This is a genomic window from Actinomadura sp. 3N508 (assembly GCF_044326375.1).
Taxonomy (GTDB): domain Bacteria; phylum Actinomycetota; class Actinomycetes; order Streptosporangiales; family Streptosporangiaceae; genus Spirillospora.
The window spans coordinates 520180-543550 of the sequence record NZ_JBIRAX010000005.1 but is presented as its reverse complement, the minus strand read 5'-3'; the positions used below and the strand labels follow the sequence as shown (position 1 = coordinate 543550).

At 73.5% G+C, this 23371-nt stretch carries 29 protein-coding genes and 1 riboswitch; of the genes, 17 read left to right on the top strand and 12 right to left on the bottom strand.

What is annotated here, in order from left to right:
- The first annotated feature begins 1 nt into the window (after position 1).
- The 5 genes from zwf (at position 2) to ACH34S_RS21240 (ending at position 5129) form a co-directional block, all read left to right on the top strand.
- A complete protein-coding gene (gene zwf / locus ACH34S_RS21260; protein WP_395954434.1) occupies positions 2-1540 on the top strand; it encodes a glucose-6-phosphate dehydrogenase in 1539 nt (512 codons plus the stop codon).
- A gap of 88 nt (positions 1541-1628) precedes the next feature.
- Positions 1629-2660 carry a glucose-6-phosphate dehydrogenase assembly protein OpcA gene (locus ACH34S_RS21255; protein WP_395954433.1) on the top strand — a complete coding sequence of 344 codons (1032 nt, stop codon included), beginning with the start codon at positions 1629-1631 and terminating at the stop codon, positions 2658-2660.
- Positions 2657-3436: a 6-phosphogluconolactonase gene (gene pgl / locus ACH34S_RS21250; protein ID WP_395954432.1), complete on the top strand. Its 780-nt coding sequence runs from the start codon at positions 2657-2659 to the stop codon at positions 3434-3436. The genes ACH34S_RS21255 and pgl overlap by 4 nt, the downstream gene beginning before the upstream one ends.
- Before the next feature lie 114 nt (positions 3437-3550).
- Entirely contained in the window at positions 3551-4750 is a 1200-nt protein-coding gene (locus ACH34S_RS21245) for an Ig-like domain-containing protein (protein ID WP_395954431.1), read from the top strand.
- 43 nt (positions 4751-4793) lie between these two features.
- Entirely contained in the window at positions 4794-5129 is a 336-nt protein-coding gene (locus tag ACH34S_RS21240) for a cupin domain-containing protein (protein ID WP_395954430.1), read from the top strand.
- A gap of 2 nt (positions 5130-5131) precedes the next feature.
- On the opposite strand, the gene ACH34S_RS21235 is transcribed toward ACH34S_RS21240, so the two are convergent.
- A complete protein-coding gene (locus ACH34S_RS21235) occupies positions 5132-5773 on the bottom strand; it encodes a helix-turn-helix transcriptional regulator (RefSeq protein WP_395954429.1) in 642 nt (213 codons plus the stop codon).
- A gap of 5 nt (positions 5774-5778) precedes the next feature.
- The gene (locus tag ACH34S_RS21230; RefSeq protein WP_395954428.1) at positions 5779-5901 is read right to left on the bottom strand and encodes a hypothetical protein; all 123 of its coding nucleotides are present in this window, start codon (positions 5899-5901) and stop codon (positions 5779-5781) included.
- A gap of 75 nt (positions 5902-5976) precedes the next feature.
- Between ACH34S_RS21230 and ACH34S_RS21225 the strand changes: the two genes are divergently transcribed.
- From ACH34S_RS21225 to ACH34S_RS21210, 4 genes are all read left to right on the top strand, one after another.
- Entirely contained in the window at positions 5977-6654 is a 678-nt protein-coding gene (locus ACH34S_RS21225; RefSeq protein WP_395954427.1) for a DUF2249 domain-containing protein, read from the top strand.
- Positions 6655-6749: 95 nt separating this feature from the next.
- Complete coding sequence (locus ACH34S_RS21220; RefSeq protein ID WP_395954426.1) at positions 6750-7913, top strand: sensor histidine kinase; 1164 nt, start codon at positions 6750-6752, stop codon at positions 7911-7913.
- A gap of 40 nt (positions 7914-7953) precedes the next feature.
- Complete coding sequence (locus ACH34S_RS21215; protein ID WP_395954425.1) at positions 7954-8382, top strand: pyridoxamine 5'-phosphate oxidase family protein; 429 nt, start codon at positions 7954-7956, stop codon at positions 8380-8382.
- Positions 8383-8407: 25 nt separating this feature from the next.
- Positions 8408-9073: a response regulator gene (locus ACH34S_RS21210; protein ID WP_395954424.1), complete on the top strand. Its 666-nt coding sequence runs from the start codon at positions 8408-8410 to the stop codon at positions 9071-9073.
- On the opposite strand, the gene ACH34S_RS21205 is transcribed toward ACH34S_RS21210, so the two are convergent.
- The gene (locus tag ACH34S_RS21205; RefSeq protein WP_395954423.1) at positions 9070-10572 is read right to left on the bottom strand and encodes an MDR family MFS transporter; all 1503 of its coding nucleotides are present in this window, start codon (positions 10570-10572) and stop codon (positions 9070-9072) included. The genes ACH34S_RS21210 and ACH34S_RS21205 overlap by 4 nt on opposite strands.
- A gap of 83 nt (positions 10573-10655) precedes the next feature.
- On the opposite strand from ACH34S_RS21205, the gene ACH34S_RS21200 reads away from it, so the two are divergent.
- From ACH34S_RS21200 to ACH34S_RS21190, 3 genes are all read left to right on the top strand, one after another.
- A complete protein-coding gene (locus tag ACH34S_RS21200; RefSeq protein ID WP_395954422.1) occupies positions 10656-11111 on the top strand; it encodes a MarR family winged helix-turn-helix transcriptional regulator in 456 nt (151 codons plus the stop codon).
- A gap of 32 nt (positions 11112-11143) precedes the next feature.
- On the top strand, positions 11144-12145 hold the full coding sequence (locus ACH34S_RS21195) for a sigma-70 family RNA polymerase sigma factor (protein ID WP_395954421.1): 1002 nt from the start codon (positions 11144-11146) through the stop codon (positions 12143-12145).
- A 65-nt stretch (positions 12146-12210) separates the two neighbouring features.
- Positions 12211-12789, top strand: a complete 579-nt coding sequence (locus tag ACH34S_RS21190; RefSeq protein WP_395954420.1) for a dihydrofolate reductase family protein — start codon at positions 12211-12213, stop codon at positions 12787-12789.
- Between the two features lie 14 nt (positions 12790-12803).
- Here ACH34S_RS21190 and ACH34S_RS21185 read toward each other — a convergent pair whose 3' ends face one another.
- The gene (locus tag ACH34S_RS21185) at positions 12804-13175 is read right to left on the bottom strand and encodes a VOC family protein (protein ID WP_395954419.1); all 372 of its coding nucleotides are present in this window, start codon (positions 13173-13175) and stop codon (positions 12804-12806) included.
- A gap of 101 nt (positions 13176-13276) precedes the next feature.
- Here ACH34S_RS21185 and ACH34S_RS21180 point away from each other — a divergent pair, with 101 nt between their 5' ends.
- From ACH34S_RS21180 to ACH34S_RS21165, 4 genes are all read left to right on the top strand, one after another.
- The gene (locus tag ACH34S_RS21180; RefSeq protein WP_395954418.1) at positions 13277-14071 is read left to right on the top strand and encodes an SDR family NAD(P)-dependent oxidoreductase; all 795 of its coding nucleotides are present in this window, start codon (positions 13277-13279) and stop codon (positions 14069-14071) included.
- A 37-nt stretch (positions 14072-14108) separates the two neighbouring features.
- Positions 14109-14915 carry a class I SAM-dependent methyltransferase gene (locus tag ACH34S_RS21175; RefSeq protein WP_395954417.1) on the top strand — a complete coding sequence of 269 codons (807 nt, stop codon included), beginning with the start codon at positions 14109-14111 and terminating at the stop codon, positions 14913-14915.
- A gap of 62 nt (positions 14916-14977) precedes the next feature.
- Positions 14978-15733, top strand: a complete 756-nt coding sequence (locus ACH34S_RS21170; RefSeq protein WP_395954416.1) for an aspartate/glutamate racemase family protein — start codon at positions 14978-14980, stop codon at positions 15731-15733.
- 27 nt (positions 15734-15760) lie between these two features.
- Positions 15761-16519, top strand: coding sequence for an isocitrate lyase/phosphoenolpyruvate mutase family protein (locus ACH34S_RS21165; protein ID WP_395954415.1), 759 nt, complete (start codon positions 15761-15763; stop codon positions 16517-16519).
- Here the strand turns inward: ACH34S_RS21165 and ACH34S_RS21160 are convergent.
- Both ACH34S_RS21160 and ACH34S_RS21155 read right to left on the bottom strand, forming a co-directional pair.
- Positions 16516-17118, bottom strand: coding sequence for a GNAT family N-acetyltransferase (locus tag ACH34S_RS21160; RefSeq protein WP_395954414.1), 603 nt, complete (start codon positions 17116-17118; stop codon positions 16516-16518). The two genes, ACH34S_RS21165 and ACH34S_RS21160, sit on opposite strands and share 4 nt — an antisense overlap.
- Complete coding sequence (locus ACH34S_RS21155) at positions 17111-17860, bottom strand: carboxymuconolactone decarboxylase family protein (protein ID WP_395954413.1); 750 nt, start codon at positions 17858-17860, stop codon at positions 17111-17113. The genes ACH34S_RS21160 and ACH34S_RS21155 overlap by 8 nt, the downstream gene beginning before the upstream one ends.
- Before the next feature lie 131 nt (positions 17861-17991).
- Here ACH34S_RS21155 and ACH34S_RS21150 point away from each other — a divergent pair, with 131 nt between their 5' ends.
- Entirely contained in the window at positions 17992-18774 is a 783-nt protein-coding gene (locus tag ACH34S_RS21150) for a class I SAM-dependent methyltransferase (protein WP_395954412.1), read from the top strand.
- Positions 18775-18786: 12 nt separating this feature from the next.
- On the opposite strand, the gene glyA is transcribed toward ACH34S_RS21150, so the two are convergent.
- The 6 genes from glyA to ACH34S_RS21120 form a co-directional block, all read right to left on the bottom strand.
- The gene (glyA, locus tag ACH34S_RS21145) at positions 18787-20058 is read right to left on the bottom strand and encodes a serine hydroxymethyltransferase (protein WP_395954411.1); all 1272 of its coding nucleotides are present in this window, start codon (positions 20056-20058) and stop codon (positions 18787-18789) included.
- A gap of 53 nt (positions 20059-20111) precedes the next feature.
- A riboswitch (ZMP/ZTP riboswitch) is annotated at positions 20112-20197 on the bottom strand.
- Positions 20198-20248: 51 nt separating this feature from the next.
- Positions 20249-20398, bottom strand: a complete 150-nt coding sequence (locus ACH34S_RS21140) for a hypothetical protein (protein WP_395954410.1) — start codon at positions 20396-20398, stop codon at positions 20249-20251.
- A gap of 111 nt (positions 20399-20509) precedes the next feature.
- Complete coding sequence (locus ACH34S_RS21135) at positions 20510-20881, bottom strand: RNA polymerase-binding protein RbpA (RefSeq protein WP_132170676.1); 372 nt, start codon at positions 20879-20881, stop codon at positions 20510-20512.
- Between the two features lie 82 nt (positions 20882-20963).
- Positions 20964-21200, bottom strand: a complete 237-nt coding sequence (secG, locus tag ACH34S_RS21130) for a preprotein translocase subunit SecG (RefSeq protein ID WP_138643046.1) — start codon at positions 21198-21200, stop codon at positions 20964-20966.
- A 148-nt stretch (positions 21201-21348) separates the two neighbouring features.
- The gene (gene tpiA / locus ACH34S_RS21125) at positions 21349-22161 is read right to left on the bottom strand and encodes a triose-phosphate isomerase (protein WP_395954409.1); all 813 of its coding nucleotides are present in this window, start codon (positions 22159-22161) and stop codon (positions 21349-21351) included.
- Between the two features lie 3 nt (positions 22162-22164).
- Positions 22165-23352 (bottom strand): phosphoglycerate kinase, encoded by a 1188-nt coding sequence (locus ACH34S_RS21120; protein ID WP_395954408.1) that lies wholly within the window; start codon positions 23350-23352, stop codon positions 22165-22167.
- Positions 23353-23371 lie beyond the last annotated feature (19 nt).

The window sequence follows — 23371 nt, the reverse complement described above, 5'->3', positions numbered from 1 at the left end:
TGTGACCGACCCACTGATCAGCCCGGCCAACCCGCTCCGCGACCCCCGGGACAAGCGACTCCCGCGCGTGGCCGGACCGTGCGTGCTCGTGCTGTTCGGCGTCACCGGTGACCTGTCGCGCAAGAAGCTGCTCCCCGCGATCTACGACCTGGCCAACCGGGGGCTGCTGCCGCCGGGCTTCTCCCTCGTCGGCTTCGCCCGCCGCGACTGGGAGCACGAGGACTTCCGCGAGATCGCCCACGAGTCCGTCAAGGCCCACGCCCGCACCCCGTTCCGCGAGGACGTCTGGACGCACCTGTCGGAGGGCATGCACTTCGTCCCCGGCACGTTCGACGACCCGGGGGCGTTCGACGCGCTGTCGATGGCCGTCAAGGAGCTGGACGACACCCGCGGCACGGGCGGCAACTACGCGTTCTACCTGTCGATCCCCCCGAAGTTCTTCCCGAAGGTCGTCGAGCAGCTGCGGCGCAGCGGGCTCGCCGACCGCAGGGAGGGGTCGTGGCGGCGGGTCGTCATCGAGAAGCCGTTCGGCCGCGACCTGAAGACCGCCGTCGAGCTGAACGACACCGTGCACCGCGTCTTCCCCGAGGAGTCGATCTTCCGGATCGACCACTACCTCGGCAAGGAGACCGTGCAGAACATCCTGGCGCTGCGGTTCGCCAACACGATGTTCGAGCCGATCTGGAACCGCTCGTTCGTCGACCACGTGCAGATCACGATGGCCGAGGACATCGGCATCGGCGGCCGGGCCGGGTACTACGACGGCATCGGCGCGGCCCGCGACGTCATCCAGAACCACCTGCTGCAGCTGCTGGCGCTGACGGCGATGGAGGAGCCGACGTCGTTCAGCGCGGAGGCCGTCCGGGCCGAGAAGGCGAAGATCCTGTCGTCGGTGCGGGTGCCCGGCGATCTGGAGGCGTCCACGGCGCGGGGGCAGTACGCGGCGGGCTGGCAGGGCGGCGTGAACGTCCGCGGCTACCTGGAGGAGGACGGCATCCCCGCCGACTCCCGCACCGAGACCTACGCGGCCGTCAAGCTGGAGATCGACAACCGGCGCTGGGCGGGCGTCCCGTTCTACCTGCGCACCGGCAAGCGGCTCAGCCGCCGGGTGACGGAGGTCGCGATGGTGTTCCAGCAGGCGCCGCACCTGCCGTTCTCGGAGACCGACACCGAGGAGCTCGGGCAGAACGCCCTGGTCATGCGGGTGCAGCCGGACGAGGGCATCACGGTCAGGTTCGGCTCGAAGGTGCCCGGCACGTCGATGGAGATCCGCGACGTCAACATGGACTTCGCGTACGGGGAGTCGTTCACCGAGACCTCGCCGGAGGCGTACGAGCGGCTGCTGCTGGACGTGCTGATCGGCGACCCGCCGCTGTTCCCGCGCCAGGAGGAGGTCGAGCTGTCCTGGCGGATCCTCGACCCGATCGAGGACTTCTGGGCCGGCCGGGGCGGCCTCGACCAGTACAAGTCCGGCGGCTACGGGCCCGACAGCGCCGACGAGCTGATGGCGCGCGACGGCCGCACGTGGCGGCGGCTCTAGCCGGGACCGCTCCACAGGCGCGAACGGCCTTGGACGCGAACGGCTTCGACGAACGAACGGGGCGCGAGATGAACGAACGGGGCGTTAGATGAACATCGACCTCACGGGGACCACCACCCGGCAGATCCAGGACGCGCTGACCCAGTCGCGGCACCTGATGGGCGGCCCCGCCGTCGGCATGGTCCTCACCCTGATCATCGTGACCGACGAGTCCGCGCAGTACGACGCGGTCCGCGCGGCGACGGAGGCGGCCCGCGAGCATCCGTGCCGGGTGCTGACGGTGATCTCCCGCGACCCGCGCGGCGGCTCGTCCCGCCTCGACGCCGAGATCCGGATGGGCGAGACCGGGCCCGGCGAGACGGTCCTGCTGCGCATGTACGGGCCGCTGGCCGAGCACGCCGACTCGGTCGTCGTGCCGCTGCTGATGCCCGACACCCCGGTGGTGACGTGGTGGCCGGGCGGCAAGGTGCCGAAGGTCCCGGCGAAGGACCCCCTCGGGCAGCTGGCGCAGCGGCGGGTGACCGACTCCTACGCCGCCCGTGACCGGCTCGGCACCCTCGCGCAGCTCGCGAGCGGCTACCGGCCGGGCGACACCGACTTCACCTGGACGCGGCTGACGAACTGGCGGTCGCTGCTGGCCGCCGCGCTCGACCAGGAGCACGACGAGATCGTGTCCGGCGAGGTGGCGGCAGAGCCGGACAGCCCGAGCGCGGAGCTGCTGGCGGCGTGGCTGTCGATCCGGCTCGGCGTCCCGATGGACCGGGCGGTGTCGGAGGGCCCGGGCATCACCGGCGTCCGGCTGGTGACGACCGGCGGCGACATCGTGATCCACCGCCCGGACGGGCGGGTCGCGACGCTGTGCCGGCCCGGCCAGCCCGACCGGCAGGTGGCGCTGATGCGCCGCCCGATGTCGGATCTGCTGGCCGAGGAGCTGCGCCGGCTCGACCCCGACGAGGTGTACCGCGAGGCCGCGAGCCGGTTCGCCAAGGACCTCGCGGGCGGGACGACGGGTGAGGGCACCGCGAGCGACCCGCTGTCGGCGACCGCGGACGCGGCGCAGACCGGGCCCGCGATCGAGCAGGCGGCCGAGCAGGGCCGCGACCACGCGGAGGACGCGTGATCCCCCTGTCGGTACTGGTGCACCGTGACCAGGACGTCCTCGCCGAGGCCGTGGCGGCCAGGCTCGTGACGCGGCTCGTGGACGCGCAGGCGGCCCGCGGCTCGGCGTCGGTGGTGCTGACCGGCGGCGGCGTCGGCACGGCGGTGCTCGCCGCGCTGGCCGCGTCCGGCGCCCGCGACGCGGTCGACTGGGGCCGCGTGGACGTGTGGTGGGGCGACGAGCGGTTCTGCCCCACAGGTGACCCGGAGCGCAACGAGACCGGCGCCCGCGCGGCGCTGCTCGACCACGTCCCGGTCGACCCGGCGCGGGTGCACCCGATGCCCGCGGCCGACGGCCCGGACGGCGACGACCCCGAGGCGGCCGCCGGGCGCTACGCCGCCGAGCTGCGCGCCGCCGCCCGTCCCGGGGAGGCCGTGGCGCCGTTCGACGTGCTGATGCTCGGCGTGGGCCCGGACGCGCACGTGGCGTCGCTGTTCCCGGAGATGCCCGCGCTGCGCGACGAGCGTCCGGTGGTGGCGGTGCGGGACGCGCCGAAGCCGCCGCCGACCCGGATCTCGCTGACGCTCCCGTCGCTGCGGGCGGCGGAGGAGGTGTGGCTGCTGGCGGCGGGCGGGTCGAAGGCGGAGGCCGTCCGGCTCGGCCTGACGGAGCCGTCGCCCGTCCGGGCGCCGGTCGCGGGGGCGCGGGGCCGGCAGGGCACGCTGTTCTTCCTGGACAGGGCCGCCGCCGCCCGCCTCCCCCATGGCGCGGAGGGCCTGGCGTCCCCCTGGCCCTGACCGATCCTTGCCCACGACCAGGCGAAACCCGGCCGTTCTCCAGGCTTTCGCATGCCTTGCGTAAAACCGTGCATACCCTGACAAAGGGACCCGTCGAGCGTGAGGAGGGCTCTGGTGCTGAAGGCCCGGACCGGAACGGCGATCGTGGCGATCGCGGGGGCGGCGGCCATCGCCGTGGCCGGCTGCTCGTCCGGGGGCGGCGGCGGAGACGGCGGCGGCAAGGCGGCCGAGGACGCCGTGAAGCTCGCCATCACGCCCGCGACCGGCGCCCAGCAGGTCGAACCCGACAAGCCCGTCACCGTCACCGCCGACAACGGGAAGCTGACGAGCGTCACCCTCACCTACGGCAAGAAGAACACCAAGGCGCAGGGGACGCTCGCCGCCGACGGTTCGTCGTGGAAGTCGTCGTGGACGCTGCGTCCGTCCATGACGTACACGGTGACCGCGAAGGGCACCGGCGAGGGCGGCAAGGAGAGCACGGCGACGTCCACGTTCACGACGCTGACGCCGCAGAAGAAGCTGGAGAGCGGCATGTCGCCGCTGGACGGCGAGAAGGTCGGCGTCGGCATGCCGGTGCAGCTGCTGCTGTCCAGGCCGGTGAGCACGAAGGCCGGGAAGGTCGCCGTGGAGAAGGCCCTGGAGGTCAAGGCGTCCGAGCCGGTGGAGGGCGCCTGGCACTGGGTCAGCGACAAGGAGGTCGACTTCCGGCCCCGCGAGTACTGGCGGCCCGGGCAGAAGGTGAAGGTCGTCGCGCACCTGGCGGGCCTGAAGGCCGGCGAGGGCATGTACGGCATGAAGGACCGCAGCGTGTCGTTCACCGTCGGGCCGGAGCACATCACCACCATCGACGCGAAGAAGCACCGCGCGACGGTCACCGACGGCGGCCGGACGGTCCGGTCGATGAAGGTCAGCCTCGGCAAGCCGGGCCACGAGAGCTACAGCGGCACGATGATCGTCCAGGAGAAGGCGGGCCGGATCGTCATGGACTCCGCGACCACCGGGAACCCCGGCGAGTACCGGATCAAGACGAACTGGAACGTCCGGCTGACCTACAGCGGGACGTTCGTCCACTCCGCGCCGTGGTCGACCGACTCCCAGGGCAACGACAACGTCAGCCACGGCTGCGTGAACGTCTCCCCCTCCGATGCCAAGTTCTTCTACGACTTCTCCCAGCGCGGCGACATCGTGAAGGTGACCGGCACCTCGCGGCAGCTGCGGTTCGGCAACGGCCCGACGCCGTGGGCGAAGTCCTGGCAGGACTGGCTGGCGGGCGCCGCGACCGGCGAGCCCGTCAAGTCCGCGCCCCTCGGGTGACCCCCTGCGCGTCCTTTCCGGACGGGTGGGCACACTGGGTGCCATGCAGAAGCTCTCGCTGGACGCACAGGTACGGGACCACTTGAAGCGCGCCGCGGACGGCTCCACCGGACGCAGCGCCGCGACCGTCTACGGCGGGCACGAGCACGTCCTGCGGCAGACGCTGATCGCGCTGACGGCGGGCACGGTGCTGGCGGAGCACGAGAACCCGGGCGAGGCGACGGTCATGGTCCTGCACGGCCGGGTGCGGCTGGCGAGCGGCGAGCACTCCTGGGACGGCATCTCCGGCGACCTCCTCATCGTCCCGGACGCGCGGCACAGCCTGGAGGCGCTGGAGGACGCCGCCGTCCTCCTCACCGTCGCCAAGCTCGGCGGCTGACGCTAGCCGCCTGCCCGGCGCAGATGCGCGACGCACGCGCCGGGCTCGGCGAACGGCTCCAGCCGGTCGGCGGCAAGCGGCGCGCCGAGCTCGGCCAGCGCGCCCTGCATGAGGCCGAGGTGGACGTCGCAGACGAGCGGCCCGAACTCCTCCGCGAGTTCGAGGAAGGGGCAGTGCCGCAGCCGGACGACGTCGCCGCGCGTCTCGGGGTCGAAGTCGAGGTCGTCCAGGAGCGCGGTGAGCCGTCCGGACGCCTCTTCGGCGGTCGCCCGCCGCGGCGGCGGGGGCCGGTCGACGAGGTAGCGGCCCCAGTCGCGGCCGGCCCGGGTCGCGCCGTCGCGGGCGGCGCCGGGTTCGCCGGCCGCGAGGCGGCTGAGCAGGATCCGCGCGAGCAGCCGGTAGCCGCGGGCGCCGCCGCGGTCCATGCCGGGGCGCGGGGCGTAGACGGTGCGGGGGCGTCCGGGGCCGGAGGGCCGCTCCGCCGTCCGCTCGACGGCGCCGTCGGCGGCGAGGGCGTCCAGGTGGAAGCGCGCGGTGTTGGGATGGACGCCGAGCCGATCGGCGACGTCGGCGACGCCGAGCGGCCCTGCGGCGGAACGCAGCGTTTCGAGAACCTCGCGTCTGCGGGGACGGTCGGGCGCCATGCCGGTCAGCCCTCCCCTGCCGGAGGAACGGCGGCGATCAGCGGGTGATCGACGTCGAGGGCGCCGAGCCTGGCCGCGCGGGCCTGGTCCTTCACGTCCACGCACGGTTCGGCGATCACATAGGTCACGGCGCACTCCCTGGACCCCGGATTATTTTTACAAATAGTACCTGTAATAATCAGGTGAAACCGAGGAGGGGTGCCATGCCCGACGTGTTCATCCAGGGGACCGGCACGGATCCGGCGGTGTCGGCCGCGGCCGCCGTCCGCCACATCCACGACCGGCTGCGGGGCCGGCTGGCCTCGCTCGCCGACCACGAGCCGGGCATCGCGGAGGGGTTCTGCGCCGGGGAGCTGCGCCGCCATCTCGCCGCCGCCGACGAGGCCCTCTACGCCCCGGCGGCGGGCGCGCCCGAGACCCGGCTGCTGGTCCGCGCGCTGCGGGCCGCGGCGGCCGAGATAGACCGGCGCATCGGCGCGCTCGGCACGGCCGCCGACCCCGCCGCGGCGGCCCGGACGCTCGCGGCCCTCCTGTCCGTCCATTTCACCGTGGAAGAGACCGTCCTGCTGCCGGCGCTCGCCGAGCTGCCCGGCGCCGACCTCGGCCTGATGACCGCCGACCTGCGGACCCTGCTGGACGGCGGCCGCCTCGACCGGCCCGCGGAGATCGACGTCCGCGAGGTCCCGCGCGGGCAGCGGCATCCGCGGATCTTCGCGCGCTTCTCCCGGCTCGCGCCCGGCGAGTCGTTCGCGCTGGTCAACAACCACGATCCCAAGCATCTGCGGCGCGAGTTCGAGGCCGCGCACCCGGACGCGTTCAGCTGGGAGTACGAGGAGTCGGGCCCGGACCTGTGGCGCGTCCGCATCGGCCGGACGGCCTGACCCCGCCCGCCCAGGCGCTACGCCCGATACCAAAGTCGATGGTGCGGCGACCTGCGGCCACTGCGGCGCCGCCCGGCGGCGGCTAGCGTGATGGCGTGATTCTCCGCAGGTCCGCGCGCGAGTGGAGCCGTGACGTCGCCGTCGCGGCGGCCGCCCTGATGATCGGGCTGCTGGTGCTGGCGGGCGCGCGGGAGGAGGCCCCGGCGCCGCCCGGCCTGGCCCACGACGTGCGGGAGGCAGTGTTCGGCGGTGCAGGCATCCTGGTGCTGGTGCTGTTCCGGCGCCGGTGGCCGGTCTGGGTCTCGCTGTTCCTGACGTTCTACCAGGTCACCAACTCCGTCTCGTGGGGCGCCACGGCGCTGAGCCTGTTCAGCGTCGCGGTGCACCGCCGCTGGCAGCCCGCCGTGGCGCTCACCGTGCTGAACTCGGCGATCGTCCTGGGCCTGTTCCAGCTGGCGAACAACTCGATGTCGAGCCCGCGGGAGCGCTGGGAGGCGTCCCTGGTGTTCGTCCTCGGCTACACGGTGCTGGCCGCCGTCGGGATGCTGGTGCGGTCGCGGCGGCAGCTGATCGTGTCGCTGCACGAGCGGGCCCGGTCCGCGGAGTCGGAGCAGCGGCTGCGGGTCGAGGAGGCGCGGCTGCTGGAGCGCGAGCGGATCGCGCGCGAGATGCACGACGTGCTCGCGCACCGGATCTCGCTGCTGGCCGTGCACGCGGGGGCGCTGGAGTTCCGCCCGGACACGCCCGCCGCGCAGCGCGAGGCGGCCGGGATCATCCGGCAGAGCGCCTACGAGGCGATGGAGGACCTGCGCGAGGTGATCGGCGTGCTGCGGCGCGACACGCCCGGCGCCGACCCGGAACGGCCGCAGCCGACGCTCGCGGACGTGTCCGGGCTCGTCGAGGAGTCGCAGCGGGCCGGGGGGCGGGTCACGCTGGAGGAGAACGTCCCCGACCCGGGGCGCGTCCCGTCGCGCGTGGGGCGGCACGCGTACCGGATCGTCCAGGAGGGGCTGACGAACGCCCGCAAGCACGCGCCGGGCGCCGCCGTCCGGGTCACTCTCGACGCCGGGACCGACCTGGACATCGAGGTCGTCAACGGCGTCCCGCCGAGCTCGCCGGGCCCGCCCGCGCTCGCCATGCCCGGCGCGGGCGCGGGGCTCGTCGGCCTCGCCGAGCGGGTGGCGCTGCTCGGCGGCACCCTGGAGCACGGCCGCACCGGCGACGGCCGGTTCCGCCTGCACGCCCGCCTCCCGCTGTAGATCGCGAATGGCGCGCGGCGAGCCGGGAAGGGACACGTCCATGGCAGCGAACTCCTCTGACCGGCCCGTCCTCGAAGAGCTCGACCGCGCCGAATGCCTGCGGCTCATCGCCGAGGGCTCGGTCGGCCGCGTCGCGTTCGACGACGGCGAGGGGCCCACGGTCGTCCCCGTGAACTACGCCCTGGACGGCGACGCGGTGATCTTCCGCACGTCCGCCGGGGGGCGCCTGAACCGGAGCCTGCTGACGGCCGTGCCCGGCGGGGAGGTCCGGGCGGCGTTCGAGGTCGACCGGTTCGACGAGTCGAGCCGCGAGGGCTGGAGCGTGCTGCTGCGCGGCGGCGCGCATCCCCTGTCGGACGAGGAGCTCGAGCGGACCGCGCTCGTCGAGCCGTGGCCCGGCGGGGAGCGCGACGCGTGGTTCAGGCTGCCTGCGCTGGAGGTCAGCGGGCGGCGCGTGCACCGGTCCTGAGGCGCCGGGGCAATAGGGTGGCGGGATGGACTCCCCACCCGTTCGCGTCCTGATCGTGGACGACGACGCGCTCGTCCGGGCCGGCCTGTCGATGATGCTGTCGAACGACCCGGAACTCGCCGTGGTGGGGGACGTCGCCGACGGCGCCGAGGTGGTCGGCGCCGTCAACCAGCACCGGCCCGACGTCGTCCTGATGGACATCCGGATGCCCCGGCTGGACGGGCTCGCCGCGACCGAGCTGCTGCGCTCCCGCCGCGATCCGCCGGAGATCATCATCCTGACGACGTTCGACACCGACGACCACATCATGCGGGCGATGCGGGCGGGCGCGAGCGGGTTCCTGCTGAAGCACACCCCGCCGCCGGAGATCATCCGGGCGATCCGGCAGGTCGCGGCGGGCGAGCCGATGATGTCGCCGGGCGTGCTGCGCAAGATGATGTCCTATGTCGCGGGCTCCGGCGCCGACCCGCGCCAGGCCCGCGCCCGGGAGCTGCTGGAGCGGCTGAGCGACGGCGAGCGGGCCGTCGCCGCCCTCGTCGGGCAGGGCCGCACCAACAGCGAGATCGGCGCGGAGCTGTCGCTCAGCGTCGCGACCGTGAAGGCGTACGTGTCGCGGCTGCTGACGAAGCTGGAGCTGAACAACCGGGTGCAGATCGCGCTGCTCGTCCACGACGCCGCCCTCGACGGCTAGCCCTTCGGCCCCGGGCCGCGCGGTGCGAGCGGGACGTCCGGCAGCAGCAGCGCCGCAGCCAGTCCCACCGCGAGGACGGGCAGCCCGGCCAGGAACAGGTCGGAGAAGGCGGCGGCGAACGCCTCGGCGACGCCGTCCCGCACCGGCCCGGGCAGCGTGTCCAGCACCTCGGGACGGACGGCGTCGCGGAACGCGGGGACGCTCCCGGCCGGGACGCGGCGCCCGACCTCCTCGGCGAACCGGCTCGACACGATCGCGCCGAACACCGCCATCCCGGCCGCGGTGCCGAGCATCCGCGTCGCGAAGACCCCGGCGCTCGCCGCGCCGAGGTCGCGGCGCGGCGCCGCGTTCTGCGCGATGAGCATGACCACCTGCTGCGACAGCCCCGCGCCGAACCCGAGGACCGCCATGTAGGCGCAGGCGGTGAGCAGGCCGGTGCCGGTGTCCATGGTCGCGAGCAGCGCGACGCCGAGCGCGCTGAGCGCCATGCTCGCGGCGGGCAGCCGGTGGTAGCGGCCGGTCCGGGCGATGTGCCGCCCGGCGCCCATGGACGCGATCAGCAGGCCGATCATCATCGGCAGGAGCAGCAGCCCCGACTCCGTCGCCCCCGCTCCCCCGACGACCTGGAAGAACATCGGCAGGTAGATCGCGAGCCCGAACCCGGTCGCGCCGCCCACGGCCGCGACGGCGCAGGCCACGGCGAACGAGCGGTCGCGGAACAGCCGCGGCGGGATCACCGGTTCGGCCGCCGTCCGCTCGGCGAGGAGCCACAGGCCGAACAGCGCCGCCGAGCCCGCCGCCAGCGCGAGGACGGCCGGCGAGCCCCACGCGTACCGCGTCCCCGCCCAGCTGGTGAACAGCGTGAAGCAGGTGACCGCCGCGCCGAGCAGCACGATGCCCGTGTAGTCGACCCGCGGCTTGCCCTCCGGTTTCGGCAGCCGCAGGAACAGCACGGTCGTGGCGATGGCGGCCAGGCCGAGCGGCAGGTTGACGTAGAACACCCACCGCCAGGACGCGTGGTCGGTGAGGAACCCGCCGACCAGCGGCCCGGCGATGCTCGACACCGCGAAGATCAGCGCCGAGTAGCCCTGGTACTTGGCGCGCTCCCTGGGCTCGAACAGGTCGCCGGTCAGCGCGAACATCGAGCTCATCAGGCAGCCCGCGGCGGCGCCCTGCACGACGCGGAACGCGATCAGCCAGTCCATGGACGGCGCCGCCCCGCACGCCGCCGACCCGGCCAGGAACCCGGCGAGCCCGACCAGCAGGACGGGACGGCGGCCGAACAGGTCGCCGAGCCGTCCCGACAGCGGCACGGTGACGCTGGTGGCCAGCACGTACGCGGTCGACACCCAGGCCATCCGGCCGAGCCCGCCGAGGTCCCCGACGAGCGCGGGCAGCGCGGTGCCGAGCACCGTCGCGTCCAGCGAGGACATGAGCCCGGCGAGCATCAGCCCGCCGAAGACCACCAGCCGGTGCCGGGGCGGCATCGTCGAAACCATCTGCACTCCTCATTCATATGCTCTGAGCATTTAAATGCTTAACACATGCATATGAGCTGCGCAACCTAGCTAGACTGGCCGGCATGAGCGAGGAGGCACTGGACGCCGTCGAACGGAGCATGGTCAAGCTGCGGCGCGGGATGTCGCGGCAGCGGCTGGGCCGGGCCGCGATCCGGGACCACAACCTCCCCGTGGACGTCCAGGTCCTGCACGTCGTCGACGTCATCGACGAGGGCCCCGACGACGCGGGCCAGGAGATGAGCGTCGGCCTGGTCGCCGCCCGCCTGGGCGTCGACGCCTCGCGCGGCAGCCGCATCGTCGCCGAGGCCGTCAAGTCCGGCTACGTCCGCCGCGTCGCCTCCCAGGAGGACGGCCGCCGCATCCACCTGGAGCTCACCGCCGAGGGCCGCGCCGTCGTGGACGCCACCCGCCGCACCCGCCAGGAGCACTTCGCCAAGGCCATGAGCGACTGGACGGACGCCGAACGTACCGAGTTCGCCCGCCTCCTCGCCCGCTTCGTCCACACCTACGACGGCTGACCACGGCCCCCGTCACCGGCTAGGCTCCCCGTGTGGACGAGGCCGAACTCCTGACCCGGGCACGCGCCGGAGACGAAGCGGCGTTCGACGTCCTGGTCGGCCGGTACCGGACCGAGCTCAAGGCGCACTGCTACCGCATGCTCGGCTCCCTCCAGGACGCCGAGGACGGCCTCCAGGAATCGCTGCTCGCCGCCTGGCGCGGCCTCCCCGGGTTCGAGGGGCGCAGCTCGCTGCGCACCTGGCTGTACCGGGTCAGCACCAACGCCTGCCTGCGGCTCGCCTCGAAGCGTCCGCGGCGCGTCCTGTCCCCCGACCACGGGCCGCCGCGCCGCGACGTCCGCGACCTCGGTGAGCCGGTCACCGGCCCGGTCTTCCTGGAGCCGTGGCCGGACGACGTCGCCGCCGACGAGCCCGGCCCGGAGGCGTCGTTCGCGCAGCGCGAGAACGTCGAGCTCGCGTTCGTCGCCGCGTTGCAGCATCTGCCCGCGACGCAGCGCGCCGTGCTGATCCTGCGCGAGGTCCTGGAGTTCTCCGCCGCCGAGGTGGCCTCGTTCCTGGACCTCACCCCGGCGGCCGTGAACAGCGCCCTGCAGCGCGCGCGGAAGGCCGTCCAGGAGCGGGTGCCCGGGCCCAGCCAGCAGACCGAGCTGGCCGCGCTCGGCGCGGACGGGCGGCGCGAGCTGATCGACGCGTTCGTCACCGCCTGGGAACGGGCCGACGTGGACGCCCTCGTCACCCTGCTCGCCGACGACGTCCGGTTCACGATGCCGCCGCTGCCCGCCTGGTTCGACGGCCGCGACGACGTCGCCCGCTTCTTCGCCGAGCGGGTCTTCGAGACGCCCTGGCGCCTCGTCCCCCTCCAGGTGAACGGCCAGCCAGGATTCGCGTGCTACCAGCGGAACCCCGACGGCCGCTTCCGGATGGGCGCGATCAACGTCCTCAGCCTCCGCGACGGCCGGATCACCCGGATCTCCGCCTTCCTCGACCCCGCGCTGTACCCGCTGTTCGGCCTCCCGGAAGAAATCCCGGCCTGACCGATGAATCCGCGGCACGCCGTGTCTCTCCCCCTGTGAAACACCTGAACCACATGGAGAAACCGATGCGCAAGCTGATCGTCACCAACATCGTCTCGCTGGACGGCTACTACGAGGGCCCCGGCAACGACGTCATGGGCCTTCCCTTCGCCGAGGGCTTCAGCGAGTACAACGCCGAACGCCTCCGCGCCGCCGACACGCTCCTGCTGGGACGCAGCAGCTACGAGGGCTTCAAGAGCTACTGGCCGCCCATCGCCGACGACGCCTCCCAGCCGCCCGTCGAACGCGAGATCTCCCGGCTCAACGACGCCATCGGCAAGGTCGTCGTCTCCGACACCCTCACCCCGGCCCGGACGGCGCCCTGGGACAACACCGAGATCGTCCGGCGCGCCGACGCCCACGCCCGGATCGCCGAGCTCAAGAAGGCAGAGGGCAAGGAGATCCTGATGTTCGGCAGCCGCACGCTGTGGAACGATCTGCTGGCCGCCGGGCTGGTCGACGAGCTGCACCTGATGTTCGGCCCGGCCGTCCTCGGGGCCGGGACCCCGGTGTTCGGGGGCCGCGGGCCCGTCCCGCTCCGCCTCCTGGAGGCCCGCCCGCTGCCGGGCGACCAGCTGGTCCTCACCCGCCACGCCCCGGCCTGACCGGCGCGGGCGGATCAGTCGAGGCGGCGCCTCAGCAGGCAGAACTCGTTGCCCTCGGGGTCGGCGAGGACGACCCAGCTCTCCTCGCCGGTCTGCCCGACGTCGGCGTGCCGCGCCCCGGCGGCCAGCAGCCGCTCCAGCTCGGCGTCCTGGTCGCGGTCGGTGGGGTTGACGTCGATGTGCAGCGGCAGCTTGCCCCTCCTGGGGTCGTCGCTGCGGCTGAGGAGCAGCGTCGGCTGGAGCCCGCCGAAGCCCTCCTTCGGGCCGACCTCGACGTCGCCGTCCTCCCGGTGCAGCACCACGAAGCCCAGCACCTCGCACCAGAACGCCGCCAGCGCCTCCGGGTCGCGGCAGTCGAGCACCAGCTCACTGATCCGACACGCCACCGCCGGCCTCCTTCGCCAAGATCAACAGTACCTGTGCACCCTAACAGCGGCCTGCCGCGCCCCCCGGGGGGCGTCGGTGGTCCCGGCTAGGGTCGGGGGCCATGGATCTGGAGCTTGGCGGACGGAAGGCGCTGGTCACGGCGAGCAGCGGCGGAATCGGCGCGGCGGTGGCGCTGCGGCTGGCGGCCGAGGGATGCGCGGTGCTGGTGCACGGCCGGCACGCGGAACGCGCGGAGACGGTCGCCGGACAGGTGCGGTCATCGGGCGGCAGCGCGGAGGTCGTGCTCGGTGACCTCACCGACGAGGCCGCGGCCGGCGAGGTCGCGGCGCGGGCCGCCGCCTGGGGCGTGGACGTGCTGGTCAATAACGCCGGCCCCGTCGCCGAGCACGACTGGGACGACGCCGGCCCCGAGGCGTGGCAGGCGGCGTGGAACGGAAACGTGCTGTCGGCCGTCCGCGTGATCCGGGCCGTGCTGCCGGGCATGCGCGAGCGCGGCTGGGGCCGGGTCGTCAACCTCGGCAGCCGGGCGGCGACCACTCCCCTGCCCAACCTGGTCGAGTACTCGGCGGCCAAGGCGGCGGTCGTCAACCTCACCACGAGCCTGGCCCGGCACCTCACCGGCACGGGCGTCACCGCCAACACCGTCAGCCCCGGCGTGATCGTCACCGCGGGGATGCGCAGGCTGTTCGAGGACGGCGCCGCCCGCCGCGGCCGGCCGCGGACCTGGGAGGAGCTGGAGCCGCGGGTGACGGCCGAGTACGCGCCCAACCCGGCCGGCCGGCTCGGCACCGCGGACGACATCGCCGCCACCGTGGCGTTCCTGGCCAGCCCGCTCGCCGGCTACATCAACGGGATCGACCTCCGCGTGGACGGCGGCCTCGTCCCCGTACCCTGAGATGGCCGAGTGGGCACGTGCCCACTAAGGTGGGCGCATGCCCACTCAACCCTCCGGGAACGAGCCCCATCGGCACCGGGAGATGGCGGAGTCGTTCGGCGCCGACGCCGAACGCTACGACCGCGCCCGCCCCCGCTACCCCGCCGAGCTGATCGAGCGGATCGTCGCCGCCGCGCCCGGCCCGGACGTCCTCGACGTCGGCTGCGGCACCGGGATCGCCGCCCGGCAGCTCCGGGCCGCCGGCGCCGAGGTCCTGGGAGTCGAGCCCGACGCGCGCATGGCCGATCTGGCGCGCCGCCACGGGATCGCCGCCGACGTCGCGACGTTCGAGGACTGGGACCCGGCCGGCCGGGAGTTCGACGCGGTCGTCGCCGCCCAGGCCTGGCACTGGATCGACCCGGACGCCGGAGCCGCCAAGGCCGCGCGGATCCTGCGGCCCGGCGGCCTGCTGTCGGTGTTCTGGAACGCGCAGCAGCTTCCGTCCGAGGTCGCGGAGGCCCTCGCCGACGTCTGCCGGCGGGTGATCCCCGATTCACCGATCGACTTCGGCACGTTCACGAGGCCCGCCGCCGACCTGTACTCCCCCGGCCTGGACAAGGCCGCCGCCGGGATGCACCGGGCGGGCGCGTTCGGCGAACCGGACCGCCGGCGCTTCCGCTGGGAGCGGTCGTACACCCGCGACGAGTGGCTGGACCAGCTGCCCACCTTCGGCGCCTTCACACGGCTCCCGCCGGACAGGCTCGCGGAGGTGCGGGACGGGGTCGCCCCCGTCCTCGACCGGCTCGGCGGCGGCCTCCTCGTGGCCTACACCACCCTCGCGATCAGCGCGGTCAGGAGGGGCTGACCGCACGTCCTGGACGATGATGGACGCGTGACCACGCCGTACCGCACCGGACAGGACAGAGCATGAAGCACCTCGGCATCCTCGCCCACAGCATGGAAGGCGCCGCGCTGTGCCTGCGCGCCTTCTGCCAGGAGGGATTCCGCGAACTGGGCCCGGACGACCACCCGGACGTGACGCTCGACCTCATCGCGCTGGCGCGGAGCATGCCCGCCTGGGACGCCGGAGACCACGAGCCGATCCGCGCGACGCTCGCCGAGAGCGTGCGGCGGCTCGCGGCGGCGGGCGCCGACTTCTTCGTCTGCCCGGACAACACCGCGCACATGGCGCTCGAACGTCCCGGCACCGGCCTGCCGCTGCCCGGCCTGCACATCGCGCAGGTGGTCGCCGAGCAGGCCGCCCGGGACGGGCGGACCCGCGTCGGCGTCCTCGGCACCCGCTACACCATGGACGGCCCGCTCTACCCGCGTGAGCTGGCGGCGCGCGGCATCGCCGCCGAGGTCCCGGACGCCGCCGACCGCGACACCGTGCACCGGATCATCTTCGCGGAGCTGGTCAACGGTGTCTTCACCGACGAGTCCCGCCGCGCGTACGCGGAGGTCATCGGGCGGCTCGCCGAACGCGGCTGCGACGCCGTCGCGCTGGTGTGCACGGAGATCCCGCTGCTGGTCACGCCCGAGGTGTCGCCGCTGCCCACGCTCGACTCCACCCGGCTGCTCGCGCGCGCCGCCTTCGAGGTGGCCACCGGGACCCGCCCCTTCCCGTCCTGGCGCGGCGGCCCGGCCGTTTCGATCCCGGCCGGCGGGAACGGTTCCACCTGACGTTCGGCCCGGGACGGAGGCCCATCGGTGAGTTTCCATGATCTGCATCACGGTGATCGTCCGCTGCTGCTGCCGAACGCGTGGGACTTCGCGAGCGGCGCCGCGCTGGTCAGGGCCGGGTTCCCCGCGATCGGGACGACGAGCCTCGGCGTCGCGGCGGCCGCCGGGAAGCCCGACGCGGCGGGCGGCACCCGCGCCGAGACCATCGCGCTGGCCAGCGTCCTGGCCCGCCTTCCCGTGCCGGTGACCGTCGACATCGAGGGCGGGTTCTCCACCCGGGCCACGGACGTCGCCGAACTCGTCACCGAGCTGGCCTCGTTCGGGATCGCCGGGATCAACCTGGAGGACGGACGCCCCGACGGGACGCTCGCGCCGCTCGACCACCAGACCGCCCTCATCGCCGCCGTGAAGCAGGCCGCGCCCCAGGTGTTCCTCAACGCCCGCACCGACACGTTCTGGCTGGGCGACCCGGACCGGGACGAGACGCTGCGCCGGGCCAGCGCGTTCGCCGCCGCAGGCGCGGACGGGATCTTCGTCCCCGGGATCGTGGACGACGCCGACATCCGCGCCGTCCTCGACGCCGCGGACGTGCCGCTGAACGTGCTGTTCATGCCCGGCAAGACCGAGTACGAGCGGCTGGCCCGGCTCGGCGTCCACCGCGTGAGCACCGGCTCGCTGCTGTTCCGCAAGGCGCTGCAAACGACGGTGGCCACGGCCCTCGCCGTCACCGGAGAGGTCCGCGACCACCCCGTGCCCTCGTACGGGGACGTTCAAGACCTCGTCTAGGGGACGGCGTCGACGATGCGGCGGGATCCGATCCAGCGGGAGCGGTCGGCGGCGTAGTAGGCGGCGCCGTCGGGTCCGGCGGGGCCGTCCGGGCGGCGGCGCATCCCAAGCTGCAGCGCGATCTCCGCCGACGCCGGGCTCGCCGTGTCGATCTCGGCGGTGACCCGGTGCACGCCGACCACGCCGAACGCGTAGTCGAGGACCGCGCGGGACGCCTCGGCGGCCAGGCCCCGGCCCCAGTGGTCCGGTTCGAGGCTGTAGAGGATCTCCACGTCCACGCCGTGGCCGAGCGGGCCGTCGTGGTGGCTGAGCCCCGCCACGCCGATCAGCGGGTCACCGGCGGCGGGCGCGCGGACGTCGGTGCCGTCGATCCCGCCGGACCAGCGGGCGGGGCGCAGCGCCCACAGCCCGTAGCCCTCGGTGGCGAAGTCCCGCTCGCTGGAGTCGATGATCTCCGACACCTGGACGGCGGAGATCAGCCGGTCGTGGAAGAGGTGCCGCCGGACGAGCGGGCCCGTCCAGTGCGTCAGCAGCGCGCCGTGGTCCGTCATGGACACGGGGTGCAGGACGAGCCGCACCGTGCGCAGGACCTCACTCATGCCCGTCCTCCGTGGCCCGGCCACCGGCGGCGGGCCATTCGGGCGCAGGCTCGCCGTCCGGGACTCCGACCCGGAACACGCGCAGCTGCAGCGCCAGCGCCCGGTAGTACCCGACGAGCGTGACCAGCTCCACGACGGCGACCCGGCCGAGCGTCGTCGCCGCCTCGGTGAACACGGCGTCGGCGAGGTCGCCGTCGGCGACGAGCTGCCGGGTCGCCTCGTACACGACGCGCTCGCGGACGTCGGCGAGCATCGGCGCGCGGCCCTCGCGCAGCGCGTCCATCTCGCCGTCGGCGAGCCCGGCGCGGCGCCCGATCCGCTCGTGCGCGTACCACTCGAAGTCCGAGCGCAGGTGCGCGGCGACGACCAGCGTCGCGATCTCCCGCTCGCGCTTGGTGAACGCGGTGCGGAACCGCAGCGCGGCGCCGAGGTCCTGCAGCGGCAGCCCGACGGACGGGCTGTAGAGCATCGCGTTGAAGGGCCCGAGAAGGCGCCCGGACTCGTCGGCCAGGCCGAACGGCGGTTCCGCCGCCGGTCCGGCCGCCGGGGAGTCCGGGTCGTCGTCCTCCGGGGACGGGGTCGTGCGTGCGGAGCCGGTGCCGCGGGGGCCGCCGGTCACCGCCTCGTAGACGGCCAGCTGCTCGTCGCTGAGCGTGCCGGGGAGCAGCAGCGGGAGCCGGGTCGTGGCCGGACCGCGGGATGGTCGGTCGTTGACGTGCTCACCGCTCACGGGGTCGATCACTTACCGCACGCTAGGCGGTCGGCCCGGGCGGCTCAAGTCCCCGTCCGGAATGTGAAACCCTTGCCGCACGATGATCTGTCGCTCGCGTGACACCTGTCCCGGCGCGGCGTCCGGCCTGGCAGGATGGCCCGGTGAGCGGCATCTACGACGACCCGTGGGCGTATGAGCTGGCTTGCTCGTTCCGCGACGTGCGCGCCGAGGTGGACGCGCTGCTCGCCTGGTGCGCCGAGCACGGCGCGCCGCCCGCGACGGTGCTGGAGCTGGCCGCCGGGCCGGGCGAGCACGCCCGGGAGTTCGCCCGCCGCGGCCTCGCCGCCACCGCGCTCGACCTGAACGCGGAGATGTGCGCCTACGCGGCCCGCGCGGCGGCGCGCGATGGTGTCGAGGTGACGGTCGTCCAAGACGACATGACGCGGTTCGACCTGGGCCGCCGGTTCGATCTCGTCGTGACGATGCTGGATTCGACGTCCCACCTGATGACGCTGGACGCGCTGGTCGCGCACCTGCGCCGGGTGACCGCGCACCTGTCGCCCGGCGGCCTGTACATCGTGGAGATGTCGCATCCGCGCGACCGGCTCACCGACGACCCGAGCGTCAGCACGGGCTGGACGGTCGAGCGCGGCGGCGTCCACGCCAGCGTGCGGTGGGGCGAGCCCGGCGACCGGCTCGACCCGGTCACCCAGATCGCCGACGACCACGTCACGATGACCATCACCGGGGACGGCGCCACGCGGGTGCTGCGCGACGTCGTCCCGTACCGGTTCTGGACGGCGACCGAGCTGGACGCCGCGATCCGCCTCGCGGGCGGCCTGGACGTCCTGGCCCGGCACGGCGACTTCGGGGCCGGCGCGGACGCGGTGGCCCTCACCGACCCCGCCGCCTGGCGCATGATCACGATCCTGCGCGGGGCCTAGGCGCCCGGCCGGTCAGGGCGTGGGCGTCCAGCCGGGGATCGGGTAGGACGCGAGCATCTCGCGGACCTGCCCGGCGACCCGCTCCACGGCGCTCTCGTCCTGCTTGGACGCGGCCTGCACGACCTCGTCCAGCCAGGCCGCGATCCGCGGCATGTGCTCCTCGGTGAGCCCGCGGGTGGTGATCGCGGCGGTGCCGACGCGGAGCCCGGACGGGTCGAACGGCTTGCGCGTGTCGAACGGGACGGCGTTGTAGTTCAGCTCGATCCCGGCCCGGTCGAGCGCCTGCGCGGCGGGCTTGCCCCCGATGCCCTTGCTGGTCAGGTCGATGAGGATGAGGTGGTTGTCGGTGCCGCCGGAGATCAGGTCGTAGCCGCGCTCCAGCAGCGCGGCGGCGAGGGCCTTGGCGTTCGCGACGATCTGGTGCGCGTACGTCGCGAAGCCGGGCTGCGACGCCTCCTTCAGCGCGACGGCGATGGCAGCGGTGGTGTGGTCGTGCGGGCCGCCCTGCAGCCCGGGGAACACGGCCTTGTCGACCGCCTTGGCGTGCTCGGCCGCCGAGAGGATCATCGCGCCGCGGGGGCCGCGCAGCGTCTTGTGCGTGGTCGTGGTGATCACGCCGGCGTGGCCGACCGGGGACGGGTGCGCGCCGCCCGCGATCAGGCCCGCGATGTGCGCGATGTCGGCGGCCAGCACCGCGCCGGCCTCGCGGGCGATCTCGGCGAACGCGGGGAAGTCGATGGTCCGCGGGATCGCGGTGCCGCCGCACCAGATGAGCTTGGGCCGCTCCCTCAGCGCCAGGTCGCGGACCTGGTCCATGTCGACGCGTCCGGTGTCGGCGCGCACGTCGTAGCGGACGGGCCGGAACCACTTGCCGGTCGCCGACACCGACCACCCGTGGGTGAGGTGCCCGCCCATCGGCAGCGACAGGCCCATCACCGGGTCGCCGGGGTCGAGGAACGCCATGTAGACGGCGAGGTTGGCGGGCGACCCCGAGTACGGCTGGACGTTGGCGTGCTCGGCGCCGAACAGCTCCTTCGCGCGCTCGATCGCCAGCGTCTCGATCGGGTCGACGAACTGCTGGCCCTCGTAGTACCGCTTGCCCGCGTACCCCTCGGAGTACTTGTTGGTCAGGACGGTCCCGGCGGCCTCCAGGACGGCGGGCGAGACGTAGTTCTCCGAGGCGATGAGCCGGAGCTTCTCGAACTGGCGGCGGGCCTCGTCCTCGACCAGCCCGGCGATCTCGGGGTCCTGGTCGTGCAGGTGGGGAACGGCCGGTTGGTGCATGGGATGCCTCCGCGCTGTCCGCGCCAGGGTTCGGGCACCCCGGCGGATGGGGACCCGTACACCCAGGCGCGCGGTGTGCGGACTGCTTCGCTCCCCGGTGGTCGAGTCCACCTTGACTGCGCCAGTCACGTGCCCGCCATCATACCGACACGCCCCTCGCCCGCGCGGGGATCGGTGCCGGACGGGCGTTTCAGCGGCGGCGGGCCGCCAGGCCGTCGAGGATGCAGTCGAGCGCGAGCGCGAGCGCGAACCGCCGTTCCGACTCGCTCTCCGCGTCGCTCCCGGTGCCGCTGTACCGGGAGCGCGGCGGGAAGCCGCTGCTGGCGTGCGCCCGGGTCACCGCGCGGCGGATCGGGGCCCGGCGCGTCCTCGCCCCCGGGGCGGCGAAAAGCGCGCGGCCCGGCCCCCGCACAAGGGGGCCGGGCCACGCGGTGCTCAGGGGCGCGGGCCGTCAGCGGCTCGCGGACTCCAGGGCCTGCTTCACGGCGGCGCGCTTCTGGCGCAGCTTGGCCAGCGCCTCTTCGAGGATGGCCTCGCCGTCCTCGTCGCTGCGGCGCTCCTTCACGTACGCCAGGTGAGTCTTGTACGGCTCGGTCTTCGGCGGGGCCGGCGGGTTGTCCGAGTCCTGCCCCGCGGGGAACCCGCAGCGCGGGCAGTCCCAGGTCTCGGGAACCGCGACGTCCGTCGCGAAGCTGGGACGGGTCTCGTGCCGGTTGGCGCAGTAGAAGGTCACCCATACGCGGGGGGCGGCGTCGCCACGTTCCGCCTCTCCCATTGGACCGGCCCCGACACGGCTGCCCCGGATCGCGTTGCCACTACCCACGGAGTACTCCTCGCTTGGTCTTCCGCCGCCGCCCGTGACCTCCTGGGACGGCGCGGCGTTCGCATTTGGTGGAACGGGTTGCTCAGGCGTCGCCCTTGAACAGGAGCCCCAGGGCGACGATCGAGGCGAACCAGAGGACGCCGACGGCGATCGTCAGCCGGTCGAGGTTGCGCTCGACCACGGACGACCCGCCCAGGGACGACGAGATGCCGCCGCCGAACATGTCGGACAGTCCGCCGCCCTTGCCCTTGTGCATGAGGACGAGGACGACCATCAGCAGGCTCGTGACGATGAGCACGATGGAGGATGCGATGATCACGATTCAGCGCCTTGTCTGTAGTTCAGGACGGTCTGTAGTTCAGACGGTGGGTCCGGCCGGGCGGTTTACCCGTCAGCTACGAAGGGTACGACGAACATCCCGCTGGTTCGGCAAGAACCCCCGGTTCACGCGTAATTGATCAGTTTGATCAGACGGGAAGATCCCGGTACCGGCAGATTTTGACGAACTCTCCCGGGTCCAGGCTGGCACCACCGACCAAGGCGCCGTCCACGTCGGCCTGCGCCATCAGCTTGGCGATGTTGCCGCCCTTCACCGAGCCGCCGTACAGGATACGCACCTCGTCGGCCACTCCGCCGTCGTAGAGCTCGGCGAGCCGCGTCCTGATGGCCGCGCAGACCTCCTGCGCGTCCTGCGGGGTGGCGACCTCGCCGGTGCCGATCGCCCAGACCGGCTCGTAGGCGATCACGGTGCGCCGCACCTGGTCGGCGATGATCTTCTCCAGGCCGCCGTCCAGCTGCTCGATCACGTGCGCGACGTGCCCGCCGGCCTTGCGGACCTCCAGGCCCTCCCCGACGCACAGGATCGGCGTGAGGTCGGCGGAGAGCGCGGCCTTGGCCTTGGCGTTGACGAGCGCGTCGTCCTCGGCGTGGTACTGGCGGCGCTCGGAGTGCCCGACGAGCGCGTAGGTGCAGCGCAGCTTGGCGAGCATTGCCGCGGAGATGTCGCCGGTGTAGGCGCCCGAGGTGTGCGGCGAGACGTCCTGCGCGCCGTACTCGATCGGGTACTTGTCGGCGTCGATGAGCGTCTGCACCGAGCGGATCGCGGTGAACGGCGGGATCACGGCGACGTCGACGGCGGCGTAGTCGGCGTCCTTGAGCGCGAACGCCATCTTCTGGACGAGCGCTATCGCCTCAAGGTGGTTGTTGTTCATCTTCCAGTTGCCCGCCATCAGCGGTTTGCGGGCGTCGGGCTTGCCGGAAGAGGGAGTCGCGGGGGCCATCGGTCAGTCCTCCAGGGCCTGCAGGCCGGGCAGCGTCTTGCCTTCGAGGTATTCGAGGCTGGCGCCGCCGCCGGTCGAGATGTGGGAGAAGGCGGCCTCGTCGAAGCCGAGCCGCCGGACGGCCGCGGCGGAGTCGCCGCCGCCGACCACGGTGAACGCGCCGGAGTCGATGAGGCCCTGCGCGACGGCACGGGTGCCGCTCGCGTACGGCTCCATCTCGAACACGCCCATGGGGCCGTTCCAGAAGATCGTGCGGGCGTCGGCGAGGCGCGCGGCGAACAGCTTGCCGGACTCGGGGCCGATGTCCAGGCCGAGCCGGTCGGCCGGGATCGCGCCGGCGGCGACCACGTCGTGCTCGGCGTCGGCGGAGAACGCGGTGGCGGCGACGATGTCGACCGGGAGCACGAACTCGACACCGGATTCTTCGGCGCGGCGCAGGTACTCGCGGACGGTGCCGAGCTGGTCCTCTTCGAGGAGGCTCTTGCCGACCTCGTGGCCCTGGGCCTTGAGGAACGTGAAGACCATGCCGCCGCCGATCAGGATGCGGTCGGCCTTGCCGAGCAGGTTGTCGATCACGCCGAGCTTGTCGGACACCTTCGAGCCGCCCAAGGCGACGGCGTAGGGGCGCTCGACGTCCTCGGTGAGCCGCTTCAGCACCTCGACCTCGGCGACGATCAGCCCGCCCGCGGCGTGCGGGAGCCGTTCCGGCACGTCGTACACCGACGCGTGCTTGCGGTGGACGGCGCCGAACCCGTCCCCGACGTAGATCTCGGCGAGGGCGGCGAGCCGGTCGGCGAACGCGCCGCGCTCGGCGTCGTCCTTGCTGGTCTCGCCCGGCTCGAAGCGCAGGTTCTCCAGGAGCGCGATGCCGCCGTCCGGGAGGGCGCCGGCGGTGGCGCGGGCGGAGTCGCCGACGACGTCGGTGGCGAACGCGACGTCCACGCGGAGCAGCTCGCCGAGCCGCGCCGCGACGGGAGCGAGGGAGAACTCGGGCTTGACCTCGCCCTTGGGGCGGCCGAGGTGGGCGCAGACGATGACCTTGGCGCCCCTGGTCCGCAGCGCCTCGATCGTCGGCAGGCTCGCCCGGATCCGCCCGTCGTCGGTGATCGCGCCGTCCTCCAGGGGGACGTTCAGATCGGCCCGGACGAGGACGCGGCGGCCTTCGACGTCCAGGTCGTCAATGGTGCGCATCGGGATGCGGTGTCCTTCC

What these genes read in the sequence shown, in the direction of transcription:
- ACH34S_RS21175 (WP_395954417.1), top strand. Translation starts at nt 14,109, where the DNA reads ATGCCCACTCAACCCTCCGGGAACGAGCCCCATCGGCACCGGGAGATG.
- ACH34S_RS21240 (WP_395954430.1), top strand. Translation starts at nt 4,794, where the DNA reads ATGCAGAAGCTCTCGCTGGACGCACAGGTACGGGACCACTTGAAGCGC.
- ACH34S_RS21210 (WP_395954424.1), top strand. Translation starts at nt 8,408, where the DNA reads ATGGACTCCCCACCCGTTCGCGTCCTGATCGTGGACGACGACGCGCTC.
- ACH34S_RS21235 (WP_395954429.1), bottom strand. Translation starts at nt 5,773, where the DNA reads ATGGCGCCCGACCGTCCCCGCAGACGCGAGGTTCTCGAAACGCTGCGT.
- ACH34S_RS21200 (WP_395954422.1), top strand. Translation starts at nt 10,656, where the DNA reads ATGAGCGAGGAGGCACTGGACGCCGTCGAACGGAGCATGGTCAAGCTG.
- ACH34S_RS21215 (WP_395954425.1), top strand. Translation starts at nt 7,954, where the DNA reads ATGGCAGCGAACTCCTCTGACCGGCCCGTCCTCGAAGAGCTCGACCGC.
- ACH34S_RS21160 (WP_395954414.1), bottom strand. Translation starts at nt 17,118, where the DNA reads ATGAGTGAGGTCCTGCGCACGGTGCGGCTCGTCCTGCACCCCGTGTCC.
- ACH34S_RS21120 (WP_395954408.1), bottom strand. Translation starts at nt 23,352, where the DNA reads ATGCGCACCATTGACGACCTGGACGTCGAAGGCCGCCGCGTCCTCGTC.
- ACH34S_RS21205 (WP_395954423.1), bottom strand. Translation starts at nt 10,572, where the DNA reads ATGGTTTCGACGATGCCGCCCCGGCACCGGCTGGTGGTCTTCGGCGGG.
- ACH34S_RS21180 (WP_395954418.1), top strand. Translation starts at nt 13,277, where the DNA reads ATGGATCTGGAGCTTGGCGGACGGAAGGCGCTGGTCACGGCGAGCAGC.
- glyA (WP_395954411.1), bottom strand. Translation starts at nt 20,058, where the DNA reads ATGCACCAACCGGCCGTTCCCCACCTGCACGACCAGGACCCCGAGATC.
- ACH34S_RS21255 (WP_395954433.1), top strand. Translation starts at nt 1,629, where the DNA reads ATGAACATCGACCTCACGGGGACCACCACCCGGCAGATCCAGGACGCG.
- ACH34S_RS21170 (WP_395954416.1), top strand. Translation starts at nt 14,978, where the DNA reads ATGAAGCACCTCGGCATCCTCGCCCACAGCATGGAAGGCGCCGCGCTG.
- ACH34S_RS21190 (WP_395954420.1), top strand. Translation starts at nt 12,211, where the DNA reads ATGCGCAAGCTGATCGTCACCAACATCGTCTCGCTGGACGGCTACTAC.
- ACH34S_RS21225 (WP_395954427.1), top strand. Translation starts at nt 5,977, where the DNA reads ATGCCCGACGTGTTCATCCAGGGGACCGGCACGGATCCGGCGGTGTCG.
- tpiA (WP_395954409.1), bottom strand. Translation starts at nt 22,161, where the DNA reads ATGGCCCCCGCGACTCCCTCTTCCGGCAAGCCCGACGCCCGCAAACCG.